This is a genomic window from Phycicoccus sp. HDW14 (assembly GCF_011383005.1).
Classification (GTDB): Bacteria; Actinomycetota; Actinomycetes; order Actinomycetales; family Dermatophilaceae; genus Phycicoccus.
In genome coordinates, this window is the sequence record NZ_CP049935.1 from 3,750,690 (window position 1) to 3,763,260 (window position 12,571).

A 12,571-nucleotide genomic window follows, 5' to 3' on the forward strand; every position below is an offset into this window, starting at 1 on the left:
GACCCGTCAGGCCGGCGGGCCCTCCCACGGGTAGCCCGCACCGACGAACACCTCGCGGATGGCCGCCCGGTCACCCTCGACGTCGTCGCGGAACAGCTCGCGGCCACCGGCGGTCTCGATGACCACCCTCGAGCCCGTGCGGTGCACCGTGTCGACCTTCGCGCGCGGGATGACGCGCTCGACCTCACCCCGCCGCTCGACCCGGATCTCGTCGGGGTCGACGTGCAGCACCGCGGTGTTCGTGACGACCCAGGCGGCGAACACCAGCCCGAGCAGCAGCCCGACGAGCGGTCGCCCCCACACCAGCCACGACCCGTCGAAGGAGGTGAGGAGGCGCAGCGGACCACCGAACGGCACCCACTCGTGGTCGTCGGCGAACCGGGCGACCCACGGCAGCACCAGCCCCACGACGAGGCCGCCGCCCCCGAACAGGCCGACGACGAACAGGCGTCCGGCGCGGTCGAAGCCCCCGATGCGTCGGGTCGGGTCGGCGTCCTGGGTCCCCATGCCCGTCGAGGCTACGGGAGGAGGCTCCCGCGCCCCCGGGTCGCGGGCGTACGGTCCGAGGATGAGCATCCGCCTCGGCTACCAGATCCCGAACTTCAGCTACCCCGGGGGCGACCCGGCCCGCATCGTGCCCACCGTGGTGCAGCAGGCGCAGGAGGCGGATGCCGCCGGTGTCGACGCGGTCCTCGTGATGGACCACTTCTACCAGCTGCCCGGCATCGGCGACCCGGACCAGCCGATGCTCGAGGCCTACACGCTGCTCGGGGCGCTCGCGACCGCCACCGAGCGGGTGCAGCTCTCGACGCTCGTCACCGGCAACACCTACCGCAACCCGACGCTGCTCGCGAAGGCGGTCACGACCCTCGACCTCGTGAGCGCCGGCCGGGCGGTCCTCGGCATCGGCGCCGGCTGGTTCGAGCTCGAGCACCAGCAGCTCGGGTTCGAGTTCGGCACGTTCACCGACCGGTTCAACCGGCTCGACGAGGCGCTCCAGATCATCGAGCCGATGCTCCGCGGCCAGCGCCCGACCGTCTCCGGTGACTGGTACCGCACCGAGGGCGCGATGAACGAGCCCCGGCTGCGCGACGACCTGCCCATCCTCATCGGCGGTGGGGGAGAGCGGAAGACGTTCAGGTTCGCCGCCCGGCACGCGGCCCACCTCAACCTCATCTGCAACGCCTCCGACATCCCGCAGAAGCTCGAGGCGCTCGAGGCCCGCTGCGCGGAGGAGGGTCGCGACCGGTCGACGCTCGAGACCAGCTACCTCGCGTTCGTCATGATGGACGAGGACGGCGACGCGGCCCGCGCGATGCACCGCGACTTCCTCCGCTCGCGCGGTGTCGACCTCGACGCGATGGACGAGGACCAGCGCCGCCTGGCCACCGACCGCCAGTTCGCCGGCACGCCCGAGGAGGTCGCCGGCCAGCTGCGCGAGCGCGTCCTCGACCACGGTGTCGACGGGCTGATCGTCAACATGGTCGCCAACGGCCACGTGCCCGGGGTCGTCTCGATGATGGCCGAGGCGCTGGCCCCGCTCGTCACCCGCTGAGCGAGCGCCCGCCCCGCACACACGCACACCCTGCAGTCGTCCGCACCTCCTCGAGGGAGGGCGGATGGCTCCGCGGTGTGCGTCCGTCAGGTGCTCGTCGCGGCGGGAACAGCCGGGCCCGGTCCGGAGTTGAGCCAGGTGAACGCAAGTTTCACGCGGACGATTTGCACCGGCCGATCCGGCGCGCGTAACTTGAGCGACAAGCACTCAACCCGAACCACCGCACCACACAAGGAGCAGCCCCATGGCCCGTGCAGTCGGCATCGACCTCGGCACCACGAACAGCGCCGTCGCCGTCCTCGAGGGCGGCGAGCCCACCATCATCGCGAACGCCGAGGGCGGTCGCACCACCCCGTCGGTCGTCGCGTTCAGCAAGGGCGGTGAGGTGCTGGTCGGCGAGATCGCCAAGCGCCAGGCCGTCACCAACGCCGACCGCACCATCCGCTCGGTCAAGCGCCACATGGGCACCGACTGGGGCACCGACGAGATCGACGGCAAGAAGTACACCGCCCAGGAGATCAGCGCCCGCATCCTCCAGAAGCTCAAGCGCGACGCGGAGTCCTACCTCGGCGAGACCATCACCGACGCGGTCATCACCGTCCCCGCCTACTTCGACGACCACGAGCGCCAGGCCACCAAGGAGGCCGGCGAGATCGCGGGCCTCAACGTGCTGCGCATCGTCAACGAGCCCACCGCCGCGGCGCTGGCCTACGGCCTCGACAAGGGCAAGGAGGACGAGCTCATCCTCGTCTTCGACCTCGGTGGCGGTACTTTCGACGTCTCGCTCCTCGAGGTCGGCAAGGACCCCGAGGACGGCTTCTCGACCATCCAGGTCCGCTCCACCAGCGGTGACAACAAGCTCGGTGGCGACGACTGGGACGAGCGCATCGTCGGCCACCTGCTGACCGTCGTGAAGAACTCCTCCGGCGTCGACCTCGCCAAGGACAAGATCGCGATGCAGCGCCTGCGCGACGCCGCCGAGCAGGCCAAGAAGGAGCTCTCGTCGGCCAGCTCGACGAACATCTCCCTCCAGTACCTCTCGATGTCCGAGAACGGCCCGATCCACCTCGACGAGACGCTGACCCGCGCCCAGTTCGAGCAGATGACCAAGGACCTCCTCGACCGCACGAAGCAGCCGTTCCAGAACGTCGTCAAGGACGCCGGCATCTCGGTCGCCGACATCGACCACGTCGTCCTCGTCGGCGGCTCGACCCGCATGCCGGCCGTCAGCGCCCTCGTCAAGGAGCTGACCGGCGGCAAGGAGCCCAACAAGGGCGTCAACCCCGACGAGGTCGTCGCGCTCGGCGCGTCCCTCCAGGCCGGTGTCCTCAAGGGCGAGCGCAAGGACGTCCTGCTCATCGACGTCACGCCGCTCAGCCTCGGCATCGAGACCAAGGGCGGGCTGTTCACCAAGCTCATCGAGCGCAACACCGCGATCCCGACCAAGCGCAGCGAGGTCTTCTCGACGGCCGAGGACAACCAGCCGTCGGTGCTCATCCAGGTCTTCCAGGGCGAGCGCGAGATCGCGCAGCAGAACAAGCCGCTCGGCACCTTCGAGCTCTCCGGCATCGCGCCGGCGCCGCGTGGCGTGCCGCAGGTCGAGGTCACCTTCGACATCGACGCCAACGGCATCGTCAACGTCTCCGCGAAGGACCGGGGCACCGGCAAGGAGCAGAAGATCACCATCTCCGGCGGGTCCGCCCTGTCGAAGGAGGAGATCGAGCGGATGGTCAAGGACGCCGAGGCGCACGCCGAGGAGGACAAGGCCCGCCGCGAGGAGACCGAGGCCCGCAACATGGGCGAGTCGCTGGTCTTCTCCACCGAGAAGTTCCTCTCCGAGTCCGGCGACAAGGTCTCCGACGAGCACCGCGCCCCGGTCGACGAGGCGCTCGCGGCCCTCAAGGACGCCATCAAGCCCGACAGCGGGGCGTCCACCGAGGACATCAAGGCCAAGATCGACACCCTCAACACCAGGTCCCAGGAGATGGGCGCGGCCGTCTACGCCGCGGCCGCCGAGCAGGGCGAGTCGGGTGACGTGCCCGGTGCCGAGTCGACCGACGGTGGGCAGCCGGCGACCGACGCGGGTGACGACGACGTCGTCGACGCCGAGGTCGTCGAGGACGACGAGGAGAAGAAGTGACCGACTCCTCGACGGACGACTCGGTGAACACCGAGGCGGTCAACGACGAGCCGCAGCAGCACGGTGAGGAGGCGGCCCCGGAGCAGTCCGGGGCCGCCGCCCCCGCGGCTGCCGAGGTGCCCGCGGGCGAGCCCGCCGAGGCTCCCGCCGAGGCTGCGGCCGAGATGCCGGACGCCGGTGCCGCACACCCGGACACGGTGCTCGCGGCCGAGCGGCTCGCCGACCTCCAGCGCCTCCAGGCCGAGTACGTCAACTACAAGCGCCGGGTCGACCGCGACCGGGCCGTGGTGCAGGAGAGGGTCGTCCGCGACGTCCTCGAGTCGCTGCTGCCCACGCTCGACGACATCCACGCCGCGCGCGAGCACGGCGACCTCACCGGGCCGTTCGCGGCCATCGCCGACAAGCTCGAGGGTGCGCTCGGCCGCTACGGCCTCAGCCGCTTCGGGGCCAAGGGCGAGGAGTTCGACCCGCAGCAGCACGAGGCCCTGATGCACGCGCCGTGGCCCGCCGACGACGCCGACCTCCCGGCCGGCGCCACGGCCACGACCGTCGTCACCGTGCTCCAGCCCGGCTACCGTGCGGGTGAGCAGGTCCTGCGCCCCGCCCGGGTCGCCGTGGCCGACCCCGCCTGACCCCTGCACCGAGCGACCGAGAGGAGGCGCCGATGGCCAGCCAGGACTGGTTCGAGAAGGACTTCTACGCGATCCTCGGCGTCCCGAAGGACGCCGACGAGGCCGCGATCAAGAAGGCGTACCGCAAGCTCGCGCGCAAGCACCACCCCGACCAGAACGCCGGGGACACCGCGGCCGAGCAGCGCTTCAAGGACATCGGCGAGGCCAACGCCGTGCTGTCGGACCCCAAGCAGCGCCAGGAGTACGACGCCGTGCGCTCGATGGCCGGCGGCGGGGCGCGCTTCCGCGCCGGCGCCGGGGGGCCGGGCGGCGCCAGCGGCTTCGAGGACATCTTCAGCGCGTTCGGCGGCGGGGGTGGCGGCTCCCGGGTCCGGTTCTCCAGCGGCGGGCCCGGCCAGCAGACCGGCGGCGAGGACATCAACGACATCCTCGCCCAGATGTTCGGCGGCGGGGCGGGTGCTGCCGGCGGGGACCCGTTCGGCGGCACCGGTTTCCGCGGTACCCGTGGCCCGCGTCCCGGGGCCGACGTCAACGCCCGGACGACCCTCGGCTTCCGCGACGCCGTCGAGGGCTCGACCGTCACGCTGACCACCGTCGACGGGCAGCGGGTCACGACGAAGATCCCCGCCGGGGTGCGTGACGGCCAGAAGATCCGGTTGCGCGGCAAGGGTGGCCAGGGCGACCCCGGGGCGCCGAAGGGCGACCTCATCCTCACCGTCGCCGTCGACAAGCACCCCGTCTTCGGTCGCGACGGCGACCATCTCACCGTCGACCTGCCCGTCACGTTCGCCGAGGCCGCCCTCGGGGCAACGGTTCCCGTGCCGACCCTCGACGGCTCGTCGGTGCGCGTCAAGGTCGCGCCCGGCACGCCGAGCGGCCGCGTGCTGCGGGTCAAGGGCCGTGGCGTCGCCGGCCGGCACGGCACGGGCGACCTGCTCGCGCGCGTGCAGGTCGTCGTCCCGCAGCGCCTCTCCGACGAGGCGCGCCGCGCGGTCGAGACCCTGCGCGACGCCGAGGGTGACGCCGACCCGCGTGCCACCCTGTTCCAGCAGGCCGCGACCTGACGGGAGGTGCACCGATGGCCCGACTCGACCTGTCCGCCTTCGCGCCCGACGACGACTCGCCCGTCTTCGTCATCTCCGTCGCGGCCGAGCTCGCCGGCATGCACGCGCAGACCCTGCGCCAGTACGACCGGCTCGGGCTCGTCACCCCCTCGCGCACCAAGGGCGGGGGCCGTCGCTACAGCCAGCGCGACGTCGCGTTGCTGCGCGAGGTGCAGCGGCTCTCCCAGGACGAGGGCGTCTCGCTGGCCGGCATCGCCCGCATCCTCGAGCTGGAGAACCAGGTCGAGGCCCTGCGCGCCCGGGTCGCCGAGCTGGCCGCCGAGGTCGACGCGCTCGAGGCCGGCAGCGGACGCACGACGCGCGTCTTCTCGGTGAGCCCGACCGGCGACGTGTTCGCGGCCCGGCTCGGCGAGCGGCCGCGCAGCGACCGCAGCCAGGCGCTCGTCGTCTGGCGCCCCACCCACCACCGCTGAGCTCGCGGCCCGCTGGAGGCCCTCCCGCCCTCCGTGACGCCCCTCGCGCCGAGAGGAGGCAACACGCAGGCGGTCGGCGCTGATCCTCTGCGTGTTGCCTCCTCTCGGTGACGCCGGCTGGGCGCGAACGGCGGCCGGCGGCGAGCCTCGACGAGCGTCGAGTCCGCCGCCGGGCCGCTCTGGCACGATGGAGCCCCCGCCATCCCGTGACCGTCCCCGGAGGTGCCGTGCCGCAGGTCTTCGTGGGTCTCGACGTCGGCACGGGCAGCACCAAGGGCGTCGCGGTCACCGGTGACGGACGGGTGCTGGCCACCGCCTCCCGGCCGCACCAGATGGACCTGCCGCGCCCCGGCTGGGCGGAGATGGACCCGGAGGGCGCCTGGTGGGCCGATGTCGCCGCCGTCTCCCGCGAGCTGGTCGAGGCGGTCGGGGCCGACGCCGTCGCCGGGGTGTGCGTCAGCGGGATGGGTCCCTGCCTCGTGCTCACCGACGCCGAGGGCACCCCCGTGCGACCGGCCATCCTCTACGGCATCGACGGCCGCTCGACCCGCCAGATCGAGGCCCTGACCGACCGCCTCGGCGCCGACGCGATCCGGGCGCGCTGCGGAAAGGACCTGACCACCCAGGCGGTCGGCCCCAAGCTGCTCTGGGTCCGCGAGGAGGAGCCCGAGGTGTTCGCCCGGGCCCGCCGCTGGTGGGGCCTCAACGGCTGGGTCGCCGGCCGGCTCACCGGCGAGTACGTCCTCGACCACCAGTCCGCGAGCCAGTGCGACCCCCTCTACGACGTCTCCGCCCTGGACTGGGCCCACCACTGGGTGGCCGAGGTCGCCGGCGACGGCCTCGAGCTGCCACGGCTGGTCTGGCCGCACGAGGTCGTCGGCACCGTCACGGCGGCGGCGGCCGCGCAGACCGGTCTGCCCGAGGGCACCCCGGTCTCGGCCGGCACCGTCGACGCGTGGGCGGAGGCATTCTCGGCCGGCGTGCGCGGCACCGACGACGTGATGCTCATGTACGGCTCGACGATGTTCCTCGTCCGCCCGATCGAGGACTTCACCGTGGCCCCGGGCCTCTGGACGACCGTCGGTGTGCACCCCGGCAGCCGGACGCTCGCCGCCGGCACGGCGACCGGCGGCTCGCTCGTCCGCTGGGTGCACGACCTCACCGGGGACGCGCCGCTCGGCGGCCTCGAGGCCGAGGCGGCGGCGGTCCCGGCCGGTGCCGAGGGGCTCGTGCTGCTGCCCTACTTCGCCGGCGAGCGGACGCCCGTCCAGGATCCCCGCGCCAGCGGCGTCGCCGTCGGGCTGACGCTGCGGCACGGCCGGGGGCACCTCCTGCGGGCCGCGTACGAGGGCATCGCCTTCGGGGTCCGGCAGATCCTCGAGCTCCTCGACACGGTCCCGCGGGCCCACCCCGCGTCCGCACCCCGGCTCGTGGCGGTCGGCGGCGGCACGAAGTCGGCGCTGCTCACCCAGGTGGTCAGCGACGTCAGCGGCCGCACCCAGGTCGTGCCGGAGGAGACCATCGGCGCCAGCTACGGCAGCGCCCTCCTGTCAGCCGTCGGCACGGGGCACGTCGCGCCGGAGACGGACTGGGCCAGGATCGGCCGGGTCGTCGAGCCGGACCCGGCGACCCGTGCTCGCTACGACCGGATCCACGGCGTCTTCACCGAGCTCTACGCCGACACCGCCCGGCACATGCACCGGCTCGCCGACATCGCCGACACCCCCGAGCCCTGACCCCGGTCAGTGGGCGGGGAGCCTCGTGAGCCGGTAGGTCGCGGTGGCGGGGGAGGCCACCCCGAAGCGGGCGTTGACGGCCCAGAGCGAGCCGCCGGCGTAGGTCGCGGTCGAGGGGACGTCGAGCGTCTCGTCGGTGAGCGCCCCGCGCCAGCGGGCCGACCAGCCGCGGCGGCCGCAGTCGAGCGAGAGCACCGAGACCTCCGCCTGACCGCTGCCGCGGACGACCCAGAGCGTCGAGCCGCGCAGCTCGAGACCGTCGCCGCCCGTGATCCCGGGCCCGCCGACGACGGGCACCTCGCGGACCCGCCCGGTGCGGGGGTCAGCGGCCCAGAGGCCGCCCTCCGTGCTGTGGTCGAGCAGGGCCGCGCCCCGCGTCACGCGGATGCCGTTGGCCGCGAGGTTGGTGCCGTCGTAGCCCGGCCAGTCACCGCTCAGCGCGACGAACCGCGGTGTGCCGGAAGCCGGCCGGCCGCGCTTGTCGAGGTCGATGGCGGTGAGCCGGTCGACGCGCGAGTCGGTGACCCAGACGGTGCGTCCGGCGAGGTCGAGGTCGTTGAGGAAGCCACCGCCCGGGACGACGACGTCGGCGACGACGGTGCCCTTCCGGGCGTCGACCGCCCACACGTGCGCCACCGTGCCGACGTTGCCCACGGCCCAGACCAGGCCGGAGCGGGCGTCCCACCGCAGGCCGCGCAGCTGGCGCCCCGTGGCACCCGGGAGCAGCACCCGCTGCGTGCCGCGGGCGAGGTCGCCGGTGACGATGCGCCCGTCGTTGAGCGAGCCGACGTAGTACGTCGTGCCGGGCCCGGAGGTGATGCCCTCCGGCTGCAGCCCGTCGGGCAGGCGCACCGTGTCGGGGAGGCGCGGGGGGTGGTGCCCGTGACCGCGCTCGCGGCCGTGCGCGTCGGCGCGGTCCGGCGCGACGAGGAGCGCGGTGGCACCGAGTGCTGCGGCGGCGACGGCCGTGCGGCGCGAGGGACGGGGAAGGGCGGCGGCAGGGGCGGTCCAGGTCGTGTCCATGCCCCACCGTGCCCCGGCCCGGCCCGCAACGGGGGCTCCGGTGCGGCCCGGACGCCGGCTCGTCGAGGGCCGCCGGGTCAGGTGGTGGCGTCCCGGCGGACCCGGGCCGGCGCCGCGAGCACGACGACGGCGGCGACGAGGGCGACGCCCCCGACGACCGTCGAGGAGGGCTCGTCGGCCAGCCGGCCCCAGCCGATCCAGGCCAGCCCCCACGCCATCGCGACGGCCACGGCCCACCGTCCGCCGAGCCGGCGCGCGTAGAGCACCCCCAGGCCGGCGGCCACCGCGAGGACGACGACCGCGAGCACCTCCGCGACGGTGCGCCCCGGCGCGACACCGCTCTCGATGAGCGTCGTCGTGATGTTCGCGACCGTCGCCACGCTCACCCACCCGAGGTAGAGGCCGAAGGTACCGTCGACGAGGACGGACTCGCCGTGGCCGTAGGTCGGGTGCTCCTGGAGCCGGCGCACGAGCAGCCCGAGGGTCAGCGCGAGGGCCACGATGACGACGACGCTCGCCCACAGCCAGCCCTGCTGGGTGACGAGCAGCCACCCGGCGTTGAGCACCATGGAGACCGCGACGAGCCACCCGATGGCCCGGTGCCGGGGCTCGGCCGCCTGCTGTGGCAGCCACTGCCACACGGTGTAGCCCAGCAGGCCGAGGTAGATCGGGGTCCAGATCGAGAAGGCCGGGCCGGCGGGGGCGACGAGGGTCGCGTCGGCGGCCAGCGCGCCGCCCGACGACTCCTCGACCCGGGTGCCGATGACCCCGACGCCGACGAGCGTGCCGACGACGCAGAACACCTCCGCGAGCGTGACGCCCACCTGGCGCAGCCGGTCGGCGGAGGTCGGGGTGGTCGAGGTCGTCACGGTGCCGGCGCTCATGCCCCGACGGTATCCGGGCCGCGCCGGACGGTGCCGTCGCAGGGTCGCGCCGGCGCCCCGCGCGTCCATACTTGGCGCGTGACCGAGCACCTCATCGTCTTCCCCGACCGCGAGACCGCCGAGGACGTCGCGGACGGACTGCGCGAAGACGGCTTCGACGACGTCCGGGTGGTCCGCGAGGCGCTCGCCGGAGAGGACGACGCCGAGGACCACGAGTGGGGCGTCCTCGTCCGCGAGGAGAACGTCGTCGACGAGAGCCGGCCGGTGGCCCAGGGCCTGCGCGACCGGTTCGCGGCCCTCGCCGACGAGCGGGGCGGCTGGTACGACCCCGACCCGGCCGGCTGACGGCCGACCCGCGTGACCTGCACCTCCTCCGGCTCGCGAGAGCGCCTTGAGCGGAATACACTCAACTTTGGTGAGTGTTGCACCCGGTGACGCCCACCCCGCCCGACCAGGAGAGACACCCTCATGGAGCTGAAGCCGACGACGAAGGTCGCCGAGGCCCTCGCCCTCGCCCAGCGCGCCGCGCAGACCGCCGGCCACCCGAGGTCACCCCCGACCACCTGACGAGCGCCGCCGTGCGGCTCGACACCCCGCTCGCCGACGCCCTCCTCACCGCCGCCGGCACCGGGGCGGCCCACGTGCTCGGGCAGGCCGACGCCCGGCTGCGGGCGCTGCCGACCACGAGCGGCGCGGCCGCCTCACCCACGCTCGGGCGCGAGGCCGTCACCGTCCTCCAGCAGGCCGACACCCTGATGCGCGCCAAGGGCGACACCTTCCTCGCCCTCGACCTGCTCCTCCTCGCGCTCGCCGAGACCGGCCACCTCGCCGCCGTCGAGAAGCGTGGCGCCCGCGACATGGAGCGGCGCATCACCGAGCTGCGCGACGGCCGTCAGGTCACCTCCGAGACGCCCGTCGAGGGCGGGGAGGCGCTGGCGCAGTACGGCACCGACCTCACCCAGGCCGCCCGCGACGGCCGCCTCGACCCCGTGATCGGCCGTGACGACGAGATCCGCCGCGTCGTGCAGGTCCTCTCGCGCCGCACCAAGAACAACCCGGTGCTCATCGGCGAGCCCGGCGTCGGCAAGACCGCCGTCGTCGAGGGACTCGCCCAGCGCATCGTCGACGGCGACGTCCCGGAGTCGTTGCGGGACAAGCGACTCGTCAGCCTCGACCTCGGCGCGATGGTCGCCGGCGCAAAGTACCGCGGTGAGTTCGAGGAGCGGCTCAAGGCCGTCCTCGAGGAGATCAAGGGTTCCGACGGCCAGGTCGTCACCTTCATCGACGAGCTGCACACCGTCGTCGGGGCCGGCGCCACCGGCGAGTCGGCGATGGACGCGAGCAACATGCTCAAGCCGATGCTGGCCCGCGGCGAGCTGCGCCTCGTCGGGGCCACGACCCTCGACGAGTACCGCGAGCACGTCGAGAAGGACCCCGCCCTCGAGCGCCGCTTCCAGCAGGTCTACGTCGGCGAGCCCTCCGTCGAGGACACCGTCGCCATCCTCCGCGGGCTCAAGGAGCGCTACGAGGCGCACCACAAGGTCGAGATCGAGGACGCCGCGCTCGTGGCCGCCGCCTCCCTCTCCGACCGCTACATCTCCGGGCGCCAGCTGCCGGACAAGGCCATCGACCTCGTCGACGAGGCCGCCTCCCGGCTGCGGATGGAGATCGACTCCAGCCCGGTCGAGATCGACGTCCTGCGCCGTGCCGTCGACCGGCTGCGGATGGAGGAGCTGCACCTCGCCAAGGAGACCGACGAGGCCTCGATCGAGCGGCTGGGGCGGCTGCGGGCCGACCTCGCCGACAAGGCCGAGGAGCTCGCGGCCCTGACCGCCCGCTGGGAGGCCGAGAAGGAGGGCCTCAACCGGGTCGGCGACCTCAAGGCCCGCCTCGACGACCTGCGCACCCAGGCCGAGCGGCTCCAGCGTGACGGCGACTACGAGGGCGCCTCGCGCCTGCTGTACGGCGAGATCCCGGCGCTTCAGTCCCAGCTCGAGGCCGCGGTGGCCGCCGAGTCCGCGGGCGGCGAGGACCTCATGGTCAAGGAACGGGTCGGACCCGACGACATCGCCGAGGTCATCGCCGCGTGGACCGGCATCCCCGCGGGGCGGCTGCTCCAGGGCGAGACCGAGAAGCTGCTCTCGATGGAGTCGATCATCGGCTCGCGGCTCATCGGCCAGGCCGAGGCCGTGCGCGCGGTGTCCGACGCCGTGCGCCGCAGCCGGGCCGGCATCGCCGACCCCGACCGCCCCACCGGCTCGTTCCTCTTCCTCGGCCCGACCGGTGTCGGCAAGACCGAGCTGGCGAAGTCGTTGGCGGACTTCCTCTTCGACGACGAGCGGGCGATGGTCCGGCTCGACATGTCCGAGTACTCCGAGCGCCACTCGGTGGCCCGGCTCATCGGCGCCCCGCCGGGATACGTCGGGTACGAGGAGGGCGGCCAGCTCACCGAGGCCGTCCGTCGGCGCCCCTACTCGGTCGTGCTGCTCGACGAGGTCGAGAAGGCCCACCCCGAGACCTTCGACATCCTGCTCCAGGTCCTCGACGACGGACGGCTCACCGACGGCCAGGGCCGCACGGTCGACTTCCGCAACGTCATCCTCGTCATGACGAGCAACCTCGGGTCGCAGTTCCTCGTCGACCCGACGACCGACCCCGAGGCCAAGCGCGAGGCCGTGATGGCCACCGTCCGGCAGGCGTTCAAGCCCGAGTTCCTCAACCGGCTCGACGAGGTCGTCGTCTTCGACCCGCTGTCCACCGACGAGCTGGCCCGCATCGTCGACCTCCAGGTCCGGGCGCTCTCGACCCGGCTCGCCGACCGGCGGATCGACCTCGACGTCACCGACGACGCGAAGGCCTGGCTGGCCCGCACCGGCTACGACCCGGCGTTCGGCGCCCGGCCGCTGCGGCGCCTCGTGCAGCGCGAGATCGGCGACCGCCTCGCGACCGCCCTGCTCGCCGGCGAGGTGCGTGACGGCGACACCGTCACCGTCGGGCTCGACGCGACGGGCGACGGACTCACCCTGACCTGAGCCGTGGCGCGGCGCGTGGCGGTTACCCTGAC

10 protein-coding genes and 1 pseudogene are annotated in these 12,571 nt (G+C 73.6%); 8 read left to right on the top strand and 3 right to left on the bottom strand.

Annotated features, from left to right (window positions below; translation table 11 throughout):
• Window positions 1-6: 6 nt before the first annotated feature.
• The gene (locus tag G7075_RS18405) at window positions 7-507 is read right to left on the bottom strand and encodes a hypothetical protein (RefSeq protein WP_166123909.1); all 501 of its coding nucleotides are present in this window, start codon (window positions 505-507) and stop codon (window positions 7-9) included.
• A gap of 61 nt (window positions 508-568) precedes the next feature.
• Here G7075_RS18405 and G7075_RS18410 point away from each other — a divergent pair, with 61 nt between their 5' ends.
• From G7075_RS18410 to G7075_RS18435, 6 genes are all read left to right on the top strand, one after another.
• Window positions 569-1,555, top strand: coding sequence for an LLM class F420-dependent oxidoreductase (locus G7075_RS18410; RefSeq protein ID WP_166123910.1), 987 nt, complete (start codon window positions 569-571; stop codon window positions 1,553-1,555).
• Window positions 1,556-1,799: 244 nt separating this feature from the next.
• Entirely contained in the window at window positions 1,800-3,695 is a 1,896-nt protein-coding gene (gene dnaK / locus G7075_RS18415) for a molecular chaperone DnaK (RefSeq protein WP_166123911.1), read from the top strand.
• Window positions 3,692-4,327, top strand: coding sequence for a nucleotide exchange factor GrpE (grpE, locus tag G7075_RS18420; RefSeq protein ID WP_240917747.1), 636 nt, complete (start codon window positions 3,692-3,694; stop codon window positions 4,325-4,327). The genes dnaK and grpE overlap by 4 nt, the downstream gene beginning before the upstream one ends.
• 32 nt (window positions 4,328-4,359) lie before the next feature.
• Window positions 4,360-5,391: a DnaJ C-terminal domain-containing protein gene (locus tag G7075_RS18425; RefSeq protein ID WP_166123912.1), complete on the top strand. Its 1,032-nt coding sequence runs from the start codon at window positions 4,360-4,362 to the stop codon at window positions 5,389-5,391.
• 14 nt (window positions 5,392-5,405) lie between these two features.
• A complete protein-coding gene (locus G7075_RS18430; protein ID WP_166123913.1) occupies window positions 5,406-5,864 on the top strand; it encodes a heat shock protein transcriptional repressor HspR in 459 nt (152 codons plus the stop codon).
• Between the two features lie 206 nt (window positions 5,865-6,070).
• Window positions 6,071-7,600 (top strand): FGGY-family carbohydrate kinase, encoded by a 1,530-nt coding sequence (locus G7075_RS18435; protein WP_240917748.1) that lies wholly within the window; start codon window positions 6,071-6,073, stop codon window positions 7,598-7,600.
• 6 nt (window positions 7,601-7,606) lie between these two features.
• Here the strand turns inward: G7075_RS18435 and G7075_RS18440 are convergent, their stop codons facing one another.
• Together G7075_RS18440 and G7075_RS18445 are read right to left on the bottom strand one after the other, a co-directional pair.
• Window positions 7,607-8,623 (bottom strand): hypothetical protein, encoded by a 1,017-nt coding sequence (locus G7075_RS18440; RefSeq protein WP_166123914.1) that lies wholly within the window; start codon window positions 8,621-8,623, stop codon window positions 7,607-7,609.
• A gap of 77 nt (window positions 8,624-8,700) precedes the next feature.
• Entirely contained in the window at window positions 8,701-9,507 is an 807-nt protein-coding gene (locus G7075_RS18445; RefSeq protein ID WP_166123915.1) for a TspO/MBR family protein, read from the bottom strand.
• Window positions 9,508-9,585: 78 nt separating this feature from the next.
• Here G7075_RS18445 and G7075_RS18450 point away from each other — a divergent pair, with 78 nt between their 5' ends.
• The gene (locus G7075_RS18450) at window positions 9,586-9,852 is read left to right on the top strand and encodes a ribonuclease E inhibitor RraB (protein WP_166123916.1); all 267 of its coding nucleotides are present in this window, start codon (window positions 9,586-9,588) and stop codon (window positions 9,850-9,852) included.
• A gap of 123 nt (window positions 9,853-9,975) precedes the next feature.
• A pseudogene (locus G7075_RS18455) lies at window positions 9,976-12,539 on the top strand (ATP-dependent Clp protease ATP-binding subunit).
• Window positions 12,540-12,571: the final 32 nt, after the last annotated feature.

Coding starts and splice junctions, on each gene's coding strand:
- G7075_RS18405 (WP_166123909.1), bottom strand. CDS start 507: ATGGGGACCCAGGACGCCGACCCGACCCGACGCATCGGGGGCTTCGAC.
- G7075_RS18410 (WP_166123910.1), top strand. CDS start 569: ATGAGCATCCGCCTCGGCTACCAGATCCCGAACTTCAGCTACCCCGGG.
- dnaK (WP_166123911.1), top strand. CDS start 1,800: ATGGCCCGTGCAGTCGGCATCGACCTCGGCACCACGAACAGCGCCGTC.
- G7075_RS18425 (WP_166123912.1), top strand. CDS start 4,360: ATGGCCAGCCAGGACTGGTTCGAGAAGGACTTCTACGCGATCCTCGGC.
- G7075_RS18430 (WP_166123913.1), top strand. CDS start 5,406: ATGGCCCGACTCGACCTGTCCGCCTTCGCGCCCGACGACGACTCGCCC.
- G7075_RS18440 (WP_166123914.1), bottom strand. CDS start 8,623: ATGGACACGACCTGGACCGCCCCTGCCGCCGCCCTTCCCCGTCCCTCG.
- G7075_RS18445 (WP_166123915.1), bottom strand. CDS start 9,507: ATGAGCGCCGGCACCGTGACGACCTCGACCACCCCGACCTCCGCCGAC.